The sequence below is a fragment of the Fulvivirga lutea genome (genome assembly GCF_017068455.1).
Lineage (GTDB): Bacteria > Bacteroidota > Bacteroidia > Cytophagales > Cyclobacteriaceae > Fulvivirga > Fulvivirga lutea.
In genome coordinates, this window is the sequence record NZ_CP070608.1 from 1,293,032 (window position 1) to 1,308,141 (window position 15,110).

The 15,110-nt window shown below is 38.4% G+C and carries 11 protein-coding genes; 1 reads left to right on the forward strand and 10 read right to left on the reverse strand.

What is annotated here, in order from left to right:
* Window positions 1-241 precede the first annotated feature (241 nt).
* Window positions 242-1,951 carry a Na/Pi cotransporter family protein gene (locus tag JR347_RS05945; protein WP_205723133.1) on the forward strand — a complete coding sequence of 570 codons (1,710 nt, stop codon included), beginning with the start codon at window positions 242-244 and terminating at the stop codon, window positions 1,949-1,951.
* On the opposite strand, the gene JR347_RS05950 is transcribed toward JR347_RS05945, so the two are convergent.
* The 10 genes from JR347_RS05950 to JR347_RS05995 form a co-directional block, all read right to left on the reverse strand.
* Window positions 1,948-3,132: a M20 metallopeptidase family protein gene (locus JR347_RS05950; RefSeq protein WP_235689767.1), complete on the reverse strand. Its 1,185-nt coding sequence runs from the start codon at window positions 3,130-3,132 to the stop codon at window positions 1,948-1,950. The genes JR347_RS05945 and JR347_RS05950 overlap by 4 nt on opposite strands.
* Window positions 3,125-3,643, reverse strand: a complete 519-nt coding sequence (locus JR347_RS05955) for an SPOR domain-containing protein (RefSeq protein ID WP_205723134.1) — start codon at window positions 3,641-3,643, stop codon at window positions 3,125-3,127. Before JR347_RS05955 ends, JR347_RS05950 begins: the two co-directional genes overlap by 8 nt.
* Window positions 3,644-6,988, reverse strand: a complete 3,345-nt coding sequence (secA, locus tag JR347_RS05960) for a preprotein translocase subunit SecA (RefSeq protein WP_205723135.1) — start codon at window positions 6,986-6,988, stop codon at window positions 3,644-3,646.
* A 55-nt stretch (window positions 6,989-7,043) separates the two neighbouring features.
* A complete protein-coding gene (dapF, locus tag JR347_RS05965; protein ID WP_205723136.1) occupies window positions 7,044-7,820 on the reverse strand; it encodes a diaminopimelate epimerase in 777 nt (258 codons plus the stop codon).
* Between the two features lie 63 nt (window positions 7,821-7,883).
* On the reverse strand, window positions 7,884-8,123 hold the full coding sequence (locus tag JR347_RS05970) for a DUF4834 family protein (RefSeq protein ID WP_205723137.1): 240 nt from the start codon (window positions 8,121-8,123) through the stop codon (window positions 7,884-7,886).
* A 23-nt stretch (window positions 8,124-8,146) separates the two neighbouring features.
* The gene (carB, locus tag JR347_RS05975) at window positions 8,147-10,963 is read right to left on the reverse strand and encodes a carbamoyl-phosphate synthase large subunit (RefSeq protein WP_205723138.1); all 2,817 of its coding nucleotides are present in this window, start codon (window positions 10,961-10,963) and stop codon (window positions 8,147-8,149) included.
* Between the two features lie 186 nt (window positions 10,964-11,149).
* Complete coding sequence (locus tag JR347_RS05980; protein ID WP_205723139.1) at window positions 11,150-11,395, reverse strand: hypothetical protein; 246 nt, start codon at window positions 11,393-11,395, stop codon at window positions 11,150-11,152.
* Window positions 11,396-11,438: 43 nt separating this feature from the next.
* Window positions 11,439-11,648, reverse strand: coding sequence for a hypothetical protein (locus JR347_RS05985; protein ID WP_205723140.1), 210 nt, complete (start codon window positions 11,646-11,648; stop codon window positions 11,439-11,441).
* Between the two features lie 96 nt (window positions 11,649-11,744).
* On the reverse strand, window positions 11,745-13,832 hold the full coding sequence (locus tag JR347_RS05990) for an OmpA family protein (RefSeq protein ID WP_205723141.1): 2,088 nt from the start codon (window positions 13,830-13,832) through the stop codon (window positions 11,745-11,747).
* A 13-nt stretch (window positions 13,833-13,845) separates the two neighbouring features.
* Complete coding sequence (locus JR347_RS05995; RefSeq protein ID WP_205723142.1) at window positions 13,846-15,063, reverse strand: dipeptidase; 1,218 nt, start codon at window positions 15,061-15,063, stop codon at window positions 13,846-13,848.
* Window positions 15,064-15,110 lie beyond the last annotated feature (47 nt).

The following is a 15,110-nucleotide window of genomic DNA, read 5'->3' on the forward strand; positions in this document are numbered from 1 at the left end:
AAAGTATTCAGAGTGGTGATTTTAAGCCTGCAAAGGTAACTTTTACTTAGAAACCATATTAATCATTGATATGAAGGTAATGTTAATTTTATGACCCACTTCACAGATTCATAAAAAGCGAAAAGATCAAATTTAGAATGACCATAAACTTTAGCTTAACATAAAGTTAATATGAGAATAGATTTTATTACCCAATTGAAACGCTACTTTTACATGCTGAAAATTAGTGTTTTAAAACTGCATGAGTTATTCCTTTCTTGATCTCCTAACCCTACTCGGTTCACTGGGATTTTTCATTTACGGCATGAAGGTAATGAGCGAGGGGCTTCAGAAAGTAGCCGGTGCTAAAATGCGTCAGATACTTCGTGCAATGACCTCCAACCGTGTAGCAGGAGTGCTCACTGGTTTTCTAATTACTTCCTTAGTTCAGTCATCGTCTGCCACTACTGTAATGGTAGTGAGTTTTGTAAATGCCGGGCTATTATCTTTGGTTGAATCCATAGGAGTAGTGATGGGTGCAAACATAGGCACAACAGTAACGGCTTGGATAATATCAATAATCGGTTTTAAAATTAAAATTGGCGCTGCGGCACTACCACTAATCGCATTTGGCTTTCCTCTGATCTTTTCATCAAAGAATAAAATTAAATCTTGGGGTGAAGTTATTATTGGCTTTGCCCTTTTATTTATGGGTCTTGATTTATTAAAAGACTCTGTTCCAGATATCAAGGCGAATCCTGAAATATTGGCTTTTCTCTCGGAATACACAGATTTAGGATTTTTATCAACCCTGATTTTTGTAATAATAGGAACCGTTTTAACAGTGGTCATACAATCATCCAGTGCTACAATGGCTCTTACGTTAGTAATGGCCAATGAAGGTTGGATTACATTTGATATTGCTGCTGCAATGGTTTTAGGGGAAAATATTGGGACTACTATTACCGCGAATATTGCAGCATTGGTTGCAAATGTGCACGCAAAAAGAACAGCTAGGGCGCACTTTATTTTTAACATATTCGGTGTGTTGTGGATGTTATTATTAATGCCTGTTTTCCTGAATGTTATTGATGTTTATTTATCATCAGATGGAGGTGTTTCGCCTTTTGATAGCCCAGCCGCTATTCCAATTGCCCTTTCAATTTTTCATACGGCCTTTAACGTAATAAATGTAATTATCCTTGTTTGGTTCGTTAATTTCATTGCCTCCATTGTAACAAAAATGGTGAAGGCTACTGCAGAAGAAGATGAATACTTTAAGCTTGAATATATTTCTTCAAGTTTGGTAAGTACCCCGGAAATTAGTCTCGAAGAAGTAGGAAAGGAGCTGGCTAAATTTGGAGAAATTACTGGTAGGATGTCTGGCTTTACTCAGTCACTCATAAAGAATAAAAAATTTAAGGATAGGTCAAAGATTCTAAAAAGAGTTAGAAAGTACGAGGGTATTACTGATAGAATGGAGATTGAGGTGGCAGAGTATCTTTCAAAACTTTCTACAGCCAATTTAACATCAGAATCTTCTTTAAGGCTAAGAGGTATGCTTTCAATTGCTAATGATCTTGAACGTATTGCCGACCTATTCTTCCAGGCATCTTTATCTGTTGAGCGAAAGAATGAAAGCGATGTATGGTTTTCTGAAAAGCAGATATCTAATTTGCTTGAAATGTTTGAACTCATTGATCAGGCATTCGAAGTAATGAATGCTAATCTGGCCAAGGATTACCAAAAGGTTTCTTTGGACGAGGCCATTGCTATAGAGAAGAAAATCAATAAAAAACGTGATCAGCTTCGTAAAAAACATCTAAAGAACATTGAAAATAAGGCGTACCATGTAATTAATGGTATTGTATATGCAGATATGTATAACCTGTTAGAAAGAATAGGTGACCACATCATCAATGTTACTGAGGGTATTACTGGTGAGCTGGCCCGTGACGAGGAAGATCGTTAATTCCCCAAGCTTTTTATAGCTATCCATGCCATTAAACCCGAACCAATTTCAAGCGCATTTTCATCGATATTAAAGGTTGGAGTGTGGACGTATGAAGTAATACCCTTTTGCTCATTTCTCGTTCCTAACCTATAAAAACACGCAGGTACTTCGTGAGTGTAATAAGAGAAATCTTCTGCACCCATCCATAAATCCAGATCTTCGATATTTTCTTTTCCTAAGTACTCTTCTGCTGATTTTCTGGCACTATCTGTTATTGCAGGATCATTTTCCAAGTAAGGGTAACCTTTTGAGATATTAACATCGCAACTTCCACCCATACCTTCTGCAATGCTTTCGGCCATCTTTTTTATGATTCTATGTGCTTCTGCACGCCATTCTTCATTCATGGCTCTGAAAGTACCAGCTACTTCTACTTTTTCAGGAATAATATTGGTTGCCCCATTCGCTTCAACTTTTCCAAAACTCAACACAGTAGGTGTTTTTGGACTCGCATTTCTGCTGATCACTTGCTGTAAGGCTACTATAATATGTGAGGTAATAAGTACAGGATCGATTGCTAATTCTGGAATGGCGCCATGTCCGCCTTTACCATGAACAGTTAAATAAATTTCATCGCAGCTGGCCATGTACATGCCCGATCTAAACCCCACTTTACCTACTGGAATTAATGGCATCACATGCTGTCCGAAAATAGTAGTAGGAACAGGATTCTTTAAGGCTCCATCTTTAATCATTAATGAAGCTCCTCCAGGGTTTTTCTCCTCACCCGGTTGAAAAATGAGTTTTACTGTACCTTCAAATTCTTCCTTTAATGAATTCAAAATTTTGGCACAACCTAGAAGTGAAGCAGTATGAGCATCGTGCCCGCAGGCATGCATAACGCCTTCATTTTTTGATTTGTAAGGAACATCATTGGCTTCTAGTATGGGGAGCGCGTCCATATCGGCTCTTAATGCTGTAACTTTTTTATCCGGATTTTTTCCTTTGATAATAGCTGTTAGACCAGTTTCTGCAACTCCTTCTTTGGGGTCAATTCCAAAATTGCGAAGCTGTTCAGCTACAAATTTTGCAGTATTAAATTCCTGATAAGATAGTTCCGGGTTGGCATGAATATGTCTTCTAATGTCGATGACATCTTGCTTATACTCCTTCGCTAGCTGCTTTATCTTATTAATCAATTTCTTCCAGGTATATTTTCTCAGGTATAATAATTGAGTTAGGGAACTTCCGCTTCAACTTAGCATAAGTTTTCTGAGCTTCTAACCGCGAATAGTATTTGCCAACTTTTACTTTAAAGTTTGGTTCGTCATACTTTAACGAAGGGGAAGCATCCGATAAAATGGTATAAACCTTTCCTCGTGCTATTTTAGCCTCTTCGCTGCTCGTGCCAGAATAAACCTGTACTGTAAAACCATCAACATATTTGATGTTAGCCTTCAGCATGTTAATGCTATCTAATACTGTATTTAGGTATTTAGTAACATCATTGGTTGGCTCAGGGTAGTTTGCTTTTACCTCCTCAGTATTAGATTTTACTTCTTTGGACTCATCGATTACATCAAACTTTGGGCGATGTACTGATAAATCTTCGTTATACGTTTCTATGCTTGAGGTGCTCGTAGTTGTTGTGGGAGAACAAGCATAGATGGCCAAACTAAAAACAAGGAAGTATAGACTTTTTTTAATCATTTAATCTTCTACTAAAACGCACTTATTATTATTAATATCTGCTTCTACAGTCTTGAATTTAACATCTTTTTTCATACTTCCGTCCATGTACTGCACGGTAACCCTGTCATTCCTACCGAAAACTTTCTCTGATTTCAACGGTTTGGTAATTTCAGCTGGTGGTCTGTTTGCGGCAGGCTGTCGGCCACCACTAAGTAGCGACCTTGACTCTTCTTTCTTCTCACTTAACTTCTGTCTGCCACGCTGTCGTGCTTCTTGCACTTGATTTGGATCTTCTACGGGTAAATCGGCTTTCATTAAGAAGGAGATTGTATCTTCATTTACCTTAGCAATAAACCTTTTAAATAGCTCGAAGCCTTCAAACTTATAAATCAAAAGCGGGTCTTTTTGCTCATATACAGCATTCTGAACACTTTGCTTCAAGTCATCCATTTCACGTAAATGATCCTTCCATAACTGATCAATGATGGCGAGGGTAATCATTTTCTCCATGGACTTAATCATCTCCTTGTTGTTGGTATCAACACATTTTTGAAGATTAGCCGCTACACCAATTTGTTTCTTTCCATCAGTAAATGGAATTAAGATATTCTCAATAGTAGCACCCCGTGTTTCAGAAATATTTTTGATAATTGGTAAGGCCTTTTCCGCAATACCATTATTTTTTCTCTTGTATGCTTCGTAAGCTACATCGTAAAGTTTCTGAGTAAGATTTTCTTCTGAAATAGAAGAAAACTCATCTTTTGTAATCTCGAAATCAACACCTAGTACGCCCAGCACTGTAAGCTTAAAACTGTCGTAATTATCTGCTCCTTTTGTATTCAATACAATGTCTTCACATGTATCAAAGAGCATGTTCATGATATCCAGTTGTAGTCGCTCACCATAAAGAGCATTTCTTCTACGCTTATAAATTACCTCGCGTTGCGAGTTCATTACATCGTCATACTCGAGCAATCTTTTTCTTATACCAAAGTTGTTTTCCTCTACTTTAGTCTGAGCTCGTTCAATAGATTTGGTAACCATGGAATGTGAGATCACTTCACCTTCCTGCAAACCAAGTTTATCCATGATTCTAGCGATACGCTCGGGCATGAACATACGCATTAAGTTGTCTTCCAAACTCACAAAGAACTGTGAAGAACCAGGGTCTCCTTGTCTACCAGAACGACCTCTCAACTGTCTGTCTACTCGTCTCGATTCATGGCGCTCTGTACCAATAATAGCCAAACCTCCGGCTGCTTTAGATTCAGGGGTAAGTTTAATGTCAGTACCTCTACCAGCCATGTTGGTGGCGATGGTTACAGTACCCGGTTTACCCGCCTCCGCAACAACTTCAGCTTCTCTGGCATGTTGCTTGGCATTGAGTACCTGGTGGTTGATTTTACGCATGTTTAACATACGGCTCACTAATTCAGATATTTCTACCGATGTAGTACCCACCAATACAGGCCTTCCTTTTTCTGTTAATGCTACAATTTCGTCTACCACCGCATTGAACTTCTCTCGAACGGTTTTGTAAACCATGTCTTGCTTATCGTCTCTGGCAATTGGCCTGTGAGTAGGCATTACCACTACATCCAATTTATAGATTTCCCAGAATTCACCGGCCTCAGTTTCGGCAGTACCCGTCATACCCGCAAGTTTGTGGTACATTCTGAAATAGTTCTGTAAAGTGATGGTAGCGTAAGTTTGAGTTGCATCTTCTACTTTCACATTTTCTTTCGCTTCAATGGCTTGGTGCAAACCATCAGAATATCTACGGCCATCCATTACACGGCCTGTCTGTTCATCTACAATTTTAACTTTACCATCAACAATTATGTACTCAGTATCTTTCTCGAAAAGTGTGTAAGCCTTTAATAACTGGTTAACTGAGTGGATTCGCTGTGACTTAATGGAGTAATCCTTAATTAGCTCATCTTTTTTAGCTACTTTTTCTTCGTCAGTCAATGCCTCATCTTTTTCCAGATTGGCTATTTCTACACCAATATCCGGCATGATGAAGAAGTTGGAATCTTCTCCTTCTTTGGTAATCAGGTCGATTCCTTTTTCAGTAAGCTCAATGCTGTTATGCTTTTCATCAATAGTAAAATACAAAGGTTCATCTGCCTCAGGCATCATTTTCTGATTATCCTGAAGGTAGAAATTCTCCGTTTTTTGAAGAATTTGACGCATACCTGTTTCACTCAGGTATTTGATCAATGGCTTGTGTTTTGGTAGCCCTCTATAAGCTCTGAATAAGGCAAGGCCACCTTCTTTTTCATTGCCTTCCGAAATTAACTTCTTTGCTTCTACTAAAAATTGCTGTGTTAATTTCTTTTGGGCATCTACCAACTTTGAAATACGAGGCTTCAAATCATAGAATTCATGCTCATCACCTCTCGGCACAGGCCCTGATATAATTAATGGAGTTCTTGCTTCATCAATTAATACAGAGTCCACCTCATCAATCATGGCGTAATGATGTTTTTTCTGTACCAGATCATCCGTTTCACGAGACATGTTATCTCTTAAATAATCGAAACCAAATTCATTATTAGTTCCATAGATGATATCGCATCCATAAGCCGTTTTTCGTTCTTCGGAATTAGGCTCGTGTTTGTCTATACAATCAACTGTTAATTCATGGAACTCGAAAATCGGAGCCATCCATTCACTATCACGTTTAGCAAGGTAGTCGTTAACAGTTACTACATGAACACCTCTCTTAGCCAATGCATTTAAGAATGCAGGCAGCGTTGCTACCAAAGTTTTACCTTCACCGGTTGCCATTTCAGCAATTTTACCTTCATGCAGAACGATACCACCGATTAGCTGCTCATCATAGTGCAGCATATCCCATTTAATTTCAGTACCTGCTGCCAGCCATTTATTTTTCCAAATGGCTTTATCACCATCAATTTCTACATTAGGCTTTTTGGCTGCTAATGTTTTGTCGTGCATGGTAGCGACCACTTCTAATTGGTCATTGTCTTTGAATCTACGGGCAGTTTCTTTTACAATAGCGAAGGCACGTGGTAATACTTTCAATAATACCTCTTCGAGATCTTTGTTTCTTTTCTCTTCTAGAGAATCTATTTGATTGAATATTTCTTCCTTTTCATGGATGTCAAGATCCGGATTGTCATTCACTTTTTGGTGTAATGAAGCAATCTCTTCATCTATTGACTTTAAATACTCATCTATATCGCCTTTAACGGCTCTTGATTTTTCTCTTAATTCCTGATCGCTGATGCTGCTAAGTTTTGCAAACTCCGCATTTATCTCCTCCACCATCGGCATCAGTTTTTTTATGTCTTTGTCTGACTTTGTGCCGAATACTTTCGCAATGAATTTTAACATACTTGTATTAACTTTTAACGCTCTAAGTTAAGTCGTTTTTTATAATTTTTACCGCTCAATTTAATTCAATAACACCCGTAAAAACCTCCAATGCCGGGCCAATCAAATAAATGTTTTTAAACTCCGTTTCTGATACTTTCTGAAAAGCAACTTCAAGTTCACCACCTTTTGTTTTAATGGCAATCGGACTTTTTAAGCCCTTGCCTGATGAAGCTAAAGCGGCTGCTGTTACTCCCGTACCACATGAAAGGGTTTCATCCTCAACGCCACGCTCATATGTGCGCACGTGTATTGTATTACCTTCCACTTCAACAAAATTTACATTCACCCCTTTTTCTTTAAAGGTGTTATTATTCCTAATGGACTTGCCTTCTTTAAAAACATTTATTGTTTTATGATTAAAGACGAAATCAACCAGATGCGGTGAACCGGTGTCAATAAATATACCATCATCCATTTCTCTGACAGAATGTACGTCTGACATTTTGAGTTTTACGATTCCATCTTCTAAAATACTGGCCTCATGTGGGCCATCATGGGCAAGAAAAGTAGTAGATGAGGAAATAAGACCAAGCTTTTTTGCAAAGTTAACGGCACATCGGCTGCCATTGCCGCACAAGCTCTGGCTACCGTCCGGATTGTAAAATACCATCTCAAAATCGTAATCAGGATGATTTTGAATGACAATGAGTCCGTCAGAACCAATGCCGAATTTACGATCGCATAATTTTTTCGCCAGATCGACTGAGTGATTGATATCATTCGATGTATTATCGAGTAGAATGAAATCATTGCCGGTGGCCTGATATTTAAAAAATGGTAATTGTGTCATGCTCTGTAAACAAATAAAGTCCCACTACAAGCGGGACTTTTATATTTTTCTAAATTAATCTCTTTATTTCACTTCTTCAAAGTCCACATACTCGCCACCTTTGAAATTTTCCTTCTTAGGTTTTTGATCTTTAGGGATGTAATCAACGTTAACATTTCCATTTTTTGGCTTTTGAGAGCTACTCTGTTGTTGGTTACCAAATTGATTCATTGATGAACCTCCAAGAATCATTCTTATAAAAAAGCCCAATCCTTTAAAAAAGATGTAACCAAGTATAAATATGATTAAAAGAAACTTTATCATTTTATTCTTTTTGCTTTATTAACTTATCTACTCAAGTATAGGTTTCGTTCTGAGTAAATTTTCATGAAATAATCATCCATCAAATCGTCAATAAAGTAGATCGATTCGCCTGTAGATTTCATTTCAGGTCCTAATTCTTTATTTACATCAGAGAACTTATGGAATGAAAATACAGGCTCTTTGATGGCATATCCTTTTTTAACAGGATTGAATGTAAAATCTTTCACTTTTTTCTCACCCAACATCACTTTTACGGCATAATTTACATAAGGCTCCTGATATGCCTTGCAAATAAATGGTACCGTTCTCGAAGCCCTTGGGTTCGCTTCTATAATGTAAACTTTATCATCCTTAATGGCAAACTGTATGTTTATTAACCCTACGGTTCTAAGTGCCTTAGCGATTTTCTTGGTGTATTCTTCAATTTGTTTGATTACCAAATCTCCCAAGTTGTAAGGAGGAAGAACTGCATACGAGTCGCCCGAATGAATTCCTGCAGGCTCTATGTGCTGCATGATACCAATGATGTAAACATCCTCACCATCGCAAATAGCATCGGCTTCTGCCTCGATAGCACCATCTAAGAAATGATCTAATAGTACTTTGTTTCCTGGTATTTTCTTGAGAATATCAACAATATGAGACTCAAGCTCTTTCTCGTTGATAACAATCTTCATACTCTGCCCACCTAATACATAAGAAGGTCTTACAAGAAGCGGGAAGCCTAAATCTTTTGAAAGTTCGATGGCAGTTTCTGCATCTTCAGCTACACCAAATTTTGGATATGGTATGTCGTTATCCTTAAGGAGCTGAGAGAAACTTCCTCTATCCTCGGCAAGATCCAGGGCATCGAACGAAGTGCCTAGTATTTTGATACCGTATTTCTCAAGTTTTTCTGCAAGTTTAAGAGCGGTTTGTCCACCTAGTTGAACGATAACCCCTTCCGGCTTTTCATGCTGGATAATTTCATAAATGTGTTCCCAGAATACCGGTTCAAAATATAATTTATCCGCAATATCGAAATCAGTTGATACTGTTTCAGGGTTACAGTTAATCATAATGGTTTCGTAGCCGCATTCTTTGGCAGCCAAAATTCCATGCACACAAGAATAATCGAATTCAATACCCTGACCAATTCTGTTTGGGCCAGAACCCAAGACAATAATTTTCTTTTTATCTGATACTATTGACTCATTCTCCTGATCGAAAGAAGAGTAGTAATAAGGTGTCTGAGCTTCAAATTCAGCGGCACATGTGTCTACCAACTTGTAAACCCTATTAATGCCCAGTTCTTTTCTTTTATCAAATACTTCGCTTTCCCAGCACCGCATTAAATGGCCAAGTTGACGATCGGCATAGCCTTTTTCTTTGGCTGTTCGCAGGAGATGTTCAGGTACCGTATCAATTTTGTGTTTCTCAATCTCATTTTCGAGCATTATTAGCTCATCAATTTGATAAAGGAACCACTTATCAATCTTGGTTAGATTTTGAATGGTTTTAAATGGTATACCTAACTTAAAGGCATCGTAAATATGGAATAACCTGTTCCAGCTCGGGTTCTCCAGACTGTAAAGGATATCTTGCTGTTTGGTCAGCTCTTTGCCGTCTGCACCCAATCCGTTTCTTTTAATTTCAAGAGACTGACAAGCTTTTTGTAATGCCTCCTGGAAGTTTCGTCCTATTCCCATTACCTCACCTACCGACTTCATTGAAAGACCTAGCTTTCTATCAGAACCTTCGAATTTATCGAAATTCCAACGAGGTATTTTAACGATTACATAGTCAATGGCTGGCTCAAAGAATGCTGAAGTAGTACCTGTAATGGCATTGCTTAGTTCGTGCAAATTGTAGCCAATGGCAAGTTTGGCAGCAATTTTAGCGATAGGATACCCCGTTGCTTTAGAAGCTAATGCAGATGAACGAGAAACTCTAGGGTTAATTTCAATAGCGATAATATCTTCTTTTTCATCTGGGCTAACCGCGAATTGCACATTGCACCCACCGGCAAACTTTCCAATAGATCTCATCATATGAATGGCCATGTCCCTCATTTTTTGGAACGTGGTATCAGATAATGTCATGGCAGGAGCTACAGTGATCGAGTCACCTGTATGTATACCCATCGGATCGAAATTCTCGATAGAGCAAATGATGGTGATATTATCATTATTATCCCTGAGTAATTCTAATTCGTATTCTTTCCAACCCATTAAGGCCTTATCGATCATCACCTCGTGGATGGGTGACATTTCCAATCCTTGCTTTAACAGATTATCAAATTCTTCTTCTTTCCAAACCACTGCGGCTCCTGCTCCTCCTAATGTGAAAGATGAACGGATACAAAGCGGGAAGCCATATTCCTGAGCAACTTCTTTCCCTTCCAAGTAAGATTTTGCAGTTGTTTGTGGTGCCATTGGAATACCAATCTTATGCATCAGGTTTTTAAACTGCTCTCTGTCTTCCGTTATGTTAATTGCTTCAATATCAACACCCACTATTCTTACACCATATTTTTCCCAAATCCCTGCCTTATCACAATCAATAGCCAAATTGAGTGCGGTTTGGCCACCCATAGTAGGTAACACCGCATCGATGTTATGCTTTTCGAGAATTTCTCTGATAGATGCTTTTGTCAGCGGCTTCAGATAAACATGATCTGCCGTAACAGGATCCGTCATGATGGTCGCTGGGTTAGAGTTGATAAGGATTATTTCAATTCCTTCTTCTCTTAATGATCTGGCTGCTTGGGAACCGGAATAGTCAAATTCACAGGCTTGTCCGATAATAATAGGACCGCTTCCGATGATTAATACGGAGCGTATACTACGATCTCTTGGCATGGATTAGTGGTTAGAAATTTGTATGATAAATGACTCGTGCTCAAATTGGCACAAAGGTATATCATACAGCAAGAGAATCAAAAGTAATATTGTAAAAGAACTGGGGGTATAAGGATTATTTACTGAGTTCAATTAAATGATGAATGATGAATGATGAATGATGAATGATGAATCAAGAATCAAGAATCAAGAATCAAGAATCTTCTTTACTTTCTGACGATCGCTGGAAGCATCTATCATTTTCAGCCAGCTGATTTGCTTGCCACTTTTTACTGACTCGTAGTAATAGACCTTATCAATCAGAATTAATTTACTTTTCCCAAGCTCATATCTAAGCACTTCCACAAGATCTCCTTCCATTAATGGATTGTTATCCAAGTCAAATAGGGCAGGTAAAGTATCTTTTTCTTTCTTCTTGAAAAGTCCAAACATGGGTTTGAAACTAGGGAATTCTCTAATTTATTACCAGTTAACTTTAATTTTTAATCTTGGCAGTAAGGTGATGAGCCAGGTCGGTAATGATATTCTTTTCTTTGACGGATACATGATTTAAATAGCACCTTACTTCCTGCTCAACATAGGAAACGTGATTGAGAATCTGGTCTTCTAAATAGGCAAAGCATGCTAACATCAATGCTAGGATGATCAGGCTGGTAATTTTATAGTGCTTTTTGTACATGTTCATTACAACTACATGTACGCCAGCCTTGCCTGAATGTTAGTTAAAAATGGTTAATAGCAGCTTTTTATAGATCAATGGCAGATAATTATCGGTAAATGCCTACTTGTTTTGGTCTGCAAATACGATCTCAAATTCCACTCTTCGGTTTTGGGCACGGCCTTCTTCTGTGGCATTATCTGCTACAGGTTTAGTTTCGCCATAGCCAATCGCATCGAGTCGATCCTCTTCCACACCATGTTCCATCAGGTATGTTTTTGTAGATTGTGCTCTTTTATGTGATAATATCAGGTTTGTTTCATCATTCCCTTGATCATCAGTATGGCCGGATATTCTTAATTTGTAGTCAGGGTTTTGTTGCATCACGTCCACTACTTTATCAAGAATTAAATAAGACTTAGGCCTGATTACGTCACTTGCTAATTCAAACTCAATGCCTCTAAGGGCAGCCTGTAGTACTTCTTTAGTTTCAGCGGTAATTTCCGGGCAGCCGTTATTTTCTTTCACACCTGCTAATCTTGGGCAATCATCAAACTTGTCAATGATTAAATCGCCATCAGCATCGGGGCAACCATTCGTTTCTTTGGGTCCGGCAAAGTTTGGACATTCGTCCTCTTCATCAATGATGCCATCATCATCGGAGTCTTTATCAACTGGAACAGTCCAATTAGTACCCAGGATTTTTAATTCAATTCTGTCATTAATGTTCGTATTAGGCTTGAAGTGGATTTTTTCTCTCGCCACATAAGGTATTGTATTTCCATAGCCTTTCACTACAAATCTGGCCGGATGTAACCCTTGGGTGATAAAATAGGTAACAACTGCTTGTGCACGTTCTTCTGACAGTATCAGATTATCAGTAGCTATTCTTTTTTGAGAAGTATGTCCTCCAATCTCTACATATAGTTGAGGGTGTTTTTTTAGGATTCCTACAAAACGGTCGAGCTCCAAATAGGCATCCTGAGCGAACTTATCAGTATCTTCCTCAAAGAAAATGTTATGAATATTTACTTTTTGGCCCTCCTCAATAGGAACAAGGGCAAGGTCACTTTCAATTTCTACATATTCTTTTACCTCACTCATATCTTTATATTGAACAACTCCAATAAAACCCTCTTTTTTGGCTAGATACTCATATATATGACCGCGTGGCAAAACCATTTTATAATCGCCTCTTTCTGGTGAAGAAACGGCACGTTCAATTTCTTTTCGTTCCGGCAGGTCTAGAAATGAAATCTCTGCCTTTATTGGTCCCTTTGTTTTAGCATCGTAAACAGTACCGGAGATGAGCAATACAGGATCTGGCCTAAACTGGTATGGAAGTGTTACCTTGTAAATATCCTTCGATCCATTCACTGACCCTTTAGTGCTTACGAAATAAGCGAAATTACCCGATGCGGGAATGCTGTAATAGCCTTCAAATTCATCTGAATTAACCTCAGAACCCAAGTTTATTGGTCTCGACCATTTTTTCCAGGTGTCATCCAGTCTTTTAGAATAATAGATATCACTACTTCCATATCCTTTAAAGCCCATAGAGGCGAAGAATAAGGTTTTATTGTCAGCCGCTAGAAAAGGTGAAAATTCAGCTTCTGGGGTGTTTATATCTGGACCCAGGTTGATGGGCTCAGACCAGTGCGTTTCGTCAATCTGCATACTAACGTATAAGTCCTGGTCGCCCATGCCGTCTTCCCTTTCAATCGCCATTAGCAAATGGTGACCGTTGTTAGATTGGTAGTAGTCCACAAAATCACTGTTGTTGTAGAAATTCTCGATGACAAGCTTTGTAGGATAACCCCAACTGGATCCTGATTTATTACTGATGGAGGCTCCGGCAGTTACGCTTCCATCCTGATTATAAGCATTAATTACTAATAGGTGATTCCCATCGGTGGAAACTGAATTAACACCATTGGGGTATTTATCATTTAAGGGAAATCCAATATTTACACCTCTCGACCAAGACCCATCAGTGTATAAAGAATAATATATATCCTGTGGGTCTTTATCGCCTTTGAAATTGTCAGGATAGTTCTGGCGAGCAAAGAATAAAATTTTGCCATCGGGAGAAATGATAGGCTTAGACTCGTTGTATGTTGTATTAATATTCGGGCCGAGATTTTGCTTAATTATCTCCTGACCAAAAGCGTTGATTGAAATTAATAATAGTAAAGCGGATATTTTATTCATTGCCAACCTGAAATTACATTGATGCTGCTAGTCTGTCTACTTCTTTCCAAACACGGAAAACATTTTTGTAGCATATTTTTTCTATATCTTCCTCTGTATAACCTCGTTTCAGTAGTTCTGCTATCAAATTTGGATAGGTAGAAACATCTTTCAAACCAATAGGTAACGAATCTCCCACACCATCATAATCAGAACCAATTCCAACATGATCGATACCGGCTATTTTTACTACGTGATCAATATGATCAGCCGCCTTTTGTGTGTTAGTATAAAGTGGGTTTTGAGCTAAATACCGTTTCACATAATTGGCAGAAGCTGTGTCACTTGGGTTTTGCTGGGCTTTATCGTTATAAGGCTTCACATGATTCCATATTTCTCGTGACTTTTCGTCTAAAAATGTAGAGCCAAAGTTGATTTGTATTACGCCATTCTTTTCGCCTAAAAGTTTAATCATATCATCTGACATATTTCGCTCAAAACCAGGTGTAAAGTGCCTGCATGAAGAGTGAGAAGCAATTACCGGAGCTTTCGATAACTCCATTACCTGATAAAATGTGCTGTCAGAAATGTGAGATACATCGATCATAATACCCACCTTGTTCATTTCTGCCACCACTTGTTTACCGAAAGGGCTCAGGCCATTCCATTTTCTTTCGGGGTCGTAAGAAGAATCACATATCTGGTTGTTCTTAGAATGTGTAAGAGTGATATAGCTTACTCCTCGGTCATTGAAATATTGAACATTTCCTAAGTCATTTTCAATAGGAGCTCCATTTTCGATACCCATAGGGAAGGAAATAATACCAGCTTCAAAATTTTTCTCGACATCTGCAGCAGTATGAGCAACAGCGAACTTATCCGGATACGTATTTGCAATGCTCTCCACCATGTTAATTAACGTATCGGCCAGCGCTTTAGCACCACCCGTTTCCTGGTAGCTGGCAGGAATATAGATTGACATAAACGGAGCATTAAGGCCACCAGCCACGGCTCTTTCATAATCAAAATTGCCTTTGTCAGTGGCCAAAATTTCTTCCTTATCTTCTTCAATGTTAAAACCGCTGTCTTTCAACCTGTAGGGTAGGTCAACATGACCATCAAGAATGATAAATTTCTTTGCAAGTTGCTGTGCTTTTTCTTCAACACTTAACTCCTCAACCTTATCTTCTTTTTGCTCTTTCGGTTGGCATGACAATAAAACAACTGCAATTAATAGTGATAAATATCTCATAGTGTGTGTTTTCCAATTATGTCGGAAAGATATATAAATTTGAAGTC

Excerpts from the sequence above, each read along its gene's own strand:
- secA (WP_205723135.1), bottom strand. The coding sequence starts at position 6,988 with ATGTTAAAATTCATTGCGAAAGTATTCGGCACAAAGTCAGACAAAGAC.
- carB (WP_205723138.1), bottom strand. The coding sequence starts at position 10,963 with ATGCCAAGAGATCGTAGTATACGCTCCGTATTAATCATCGGAAGCGGT.
- JR347_RS05955 (WP_205723134.1), bottom strand. The coding sequence starts at position 3,643 with ATGATTAAAAAAAGTCTATACTTCCTTGTTTTTAGTTTGGCCATCTAT.
- JR347_RS05970 (WP_205723137.1), bottom strand. The coding sequence starts at position 8,123 with ATGATAAAGTTTCTTTTAATCATATTTATACTTGGTTACATCTTTTTT.
- JR347_RS05985 (WP_205723140.1), bottom strand. The coding sequence starts at position 11,648 with ATGAACATGTACAAAAAGCACTATAAAATTACCAGCCTGATCATCCTA.
- JR347_RS05945 (WP_205723133.1), top strand. The coding sequence starts at position 242 with ATGAGTTATTCCTTTCTTGATCTCCTAACCCTACTCGGTTCACTGGGA.
- JR347_RS05980 (WP_205723139.1), bottom strand. The coding sequence starts at position 11,395 with ATGTTTGGACTTTTCAAGAAGAAAGAAAAAGATACTTTACCTGCCCTA.
- JR347_RS05995 (WP_205723142.1), bottom strand. The coding sequence starts at position 15,063 with ATGAGATATTTATCACTATTAATTGCAGTTGTTTTATTGTCATGCCAA.
- dapF (WP_205723136.1), bottom strand. The coding sequence starts at position 7,820 with ATGACACAATTACCATTTTTTAAATATCAGGCCACCGGCAATGATTTC.
- JR347_RS05990 (WP_205723141.1), bottom strand. The coding sequence starts at position 13,832 with ATGAATAAAATATCCGCTTTACTATTATTAATTTCAATCAACGCTTTT.